We start from the raw sequence: 2,550 nt of genomic DNA, 5'->3' as shown, positions 1-2,550 counted from the left end.
CGGTGGGCATGCTGACGGTGGGCACGGACGGGTCCGGCGGCTCCGGGAACGTCAGGTCGAGCAGGTGCCCGCGGCGGCCGACCCGGCTCGCTAGCACGCCCACCGTGCCCATCGAGAGCTCCACGGCGTCGCTCACCTCTCCGCGCTCGACCAGCCGCCGGAGCGTCACGATGTCCCGGGAGTCCAGCCGCTCCAGGCTGTAGTGCGAGGCCAGCACCACCTCGTCGCCGAACGCGCAGGTCGCGGTGTCCGAGGAGCGGGTGCGTTCGACAAAGCGGTGCCAGAGCTCGCGGTCGTCGGCGCGGGCGGTGTCCACGTAGCGGGCCTCGATGTCCGCGACGATCTTGCGCACGAACGGGGCGAACATGCGGGAGGCGTCCGCGCTCATGCCGGTCAGGTCCACCGCCCCGACCAGCCGTCGGGTGAGCGGGTCGACGATCGGGTGCCCGTAGCAGACGAAGTCGCGCAGGACCTCCGCGAAGTGCTGTTCGCCGTGGATGAACACCCCGGCGCGGGTCTCCAGAGCCGTCCCGATCCCGTTGTTGCCCACGGCCTCCTCGGTGAGCGTGGCGCCGTCGTCGACCCCGCGCCGCAGCAGCATGCGGGAGATCCGTGCGTTGTCGCGGACGGTCCGGATGACCCGGCCGTCGCGGTCCGCCAGCAGGAGGGTGGCTCCCGTGTCGCGCAGGACGGGGTCCAGCGCGTCCATCACCGGGCGGGCGGCCTCGATCAGGCGGTGGGACCGGCTGGCGCGAGGGTGAGGGGCGCCCGGGCGTGCGCTCTTCGGGGTGAGCCCGGTCAGCGCCGACCGGCGCCACGACATCCCCAGCTGGTCCTCGCCGGGTCCCGACGGGGTGGGTGGTGAGGGCGGGGTCATGGACCACCTCCGGAGCGCGAGGGGAGTGTGACCGACACCATACCGATGCCGCGGCCGGCGCCGCGGATGCCCTGCGCCCGCTCCCGCTCCCGCGCCTGCGCCCGCTCCCGATCCCGCGGGTCAGGGGACGCGGGCGGCGTGCGCCGGGTGCACGAGGTGCGGCGGCAGGACGGCGGCGCGGGCCGGGCCGGGCCGGGAGGCCAGCCGGGCCGACACGTCGCCGGCGCACGCGGTGACCGCCTCCACCGCCCGCGCGACGGCCCGGCCGGTCATGCGCCGTCCCGGGGTGACGGCCACCGACCCCACGGCCCGGCCGTCCGCGCGCAGCACGGGGGCGGCCACCGAGGCCACCGCCAGGTCGGCGGTGCCGGCGAGTTCGGCGTCGGTCACGTCGATCTCGGACAGCTCCACGAAGAGCTCCGACACGCGGTCGCGCACCAGCGAACCGATTCCGGAGGCCTCCAGCGAGTCGGCCATCCGCAGTAGCTCGCGACGCCCGGGGGTGAGCCGCTCGACGGACCAGCCGCGGCGCGCGATCTGGGGCAGGACCAGCTCCAGGCGCTCGCGCGCCGCCGGGGTCAGGCCGCCGGACTCGGCCAGCCACCGCCGCTGCTCGACCATCGGCAGGCGGGCCGCGAGCTCGCGGGCGAAGGGTGCCCGGAGCGGCACCACGTGACCGACCGGCACGACCCCGCGGGACGCCGTGCGCATGCCCGACCCGGCCGAGTCCACGACCTCGGCCATCCCCTCGCGGACCTCGAAGACCACAGCCGCGATCCCGGTGGCCTCGGCCAGCGCCTCGAGCGGCTCCCGGGCGGCCCTCGCCAGATCGACCTCCGCGGCCAGCAGGGCGCCCACCGCCCGGAGGCGCGGTCCGGCCCGCCAGCCGCCCGCCACCTTCTCGGCCCACCCCTGCGCCCGCATCTCCGCCAGCACGGCGTGGAGGGTCGAGCGGCTGGCCTCGGCCTCGCGGGCGATCTCGGACAGGGGGAGGGGAGGACCGTCCGCGGCGAGCGCCTCCACCACGGAGAGCACGCGGTGTGTGGGTTCGTGTCGCATAGTCGACACCATACGTCGGAAAACGGACACTCCCGCGCGCATTGGCCTCACGGAGAGGGAAATCCCGCTTCCGGAGGCGCACGATGGTCCGGATGCCCGATGGCAGACAGATCTGTCTGCCCAGCGCCGGGCCGGGGGGACCCGGGCCGGCCCACGACACTGGAGGTCGCATGACACCGAGGACGGCGGTGACGCTCTCGCACCTCGACGCGCTCGAGGCCGAGTCCGTGCACATCTTCCGCGAGGTGGCCGCGCAGTTCGAGCGGCCGGGGATGCTCTTCTCCGGCGGCAAGGACTCCGTGGTGATGTTCCACCTGGCGCGCAAGGCGTTCTGGCCCGCGCCGATGCCGTTCCCGCTCATGCACGTCGACACCGGCCACAACTTCGACGAGGTGATCGAGTACCGGGACCGCGTGGTGGCCGAGACCGGCGTCCAGCTGATCGTGTCCTACGTCCAGGACGACATCGACGCCGGCCGCGTGGTCGAGGAGACCGGCGTGGGCACCAGCCGCAACCGCCTCCAGACCGCCGCCCTGCTGCGGGGCATCCAGGAGAACCGCTTCGACGCCGTGTTCGGCGGCGCCCGCCGGGACGAGGAGAAGGCCCGCGCCAAG

Annotated in this window: 3 protein-coding genes; 1 reads left to right on the top strand and 2 read right to left on the bottom strand. The window is 74.8% G+C overall.

Annotation, left to right across the window (positions count from 1 at the left end; translation table 11 throughout):
* Window positions 1–877, bottom strand: an 877-nt coding sequence (locus B4M60_RS06410) for a GAF domain-containing protein (protein ID WP_349679610.1), incomplete at its 3' end; no start/stop codon positions are given.
* A 120-nt stretch (window positions 878–997) separates the two neighbouring features.
* Window positions 998–1,936 carry a helix-turn-helix domain-containing protein gene (locus B4M60_RS06405; RefSeq protein ID WP_291081380.1) on the bottom strand — a complete coding sequence of 313 codons (939 nt, stop codon included), beginning with the start codon at window positions 1,934–1,936 and terminating at the stop codon, window positions 998–1,000.
* Window positions 1,937–2,106: 170 nt separating this feature from the next.
* On the opposite strand from B4M60_RS06405, the gene cysD reads away from it, so the two are divergent.
* The coding region (cysD, locus tag B4M60_RS06400; RefSeq protein WP_291081378.1) for a sulfate adenylyltransferase subunit CysD at window positions 2,107–2,550 on the top strand (444 nt) is incomplete at its 3' end.

The organism is Dietzia sp. UBA5065 (assembly GCA_002415925.1).
Lineage (GTDB): Bacteria > Actinomycetota > Actinomycetes > Mycobacteriales > Mycobacteriaceae > Dietzia.
The sequence above is the reverse complement of the archived record's forward strand: the minus strand, read 5'-3'. Positions and strand labels throughout refer to the sequence as shown.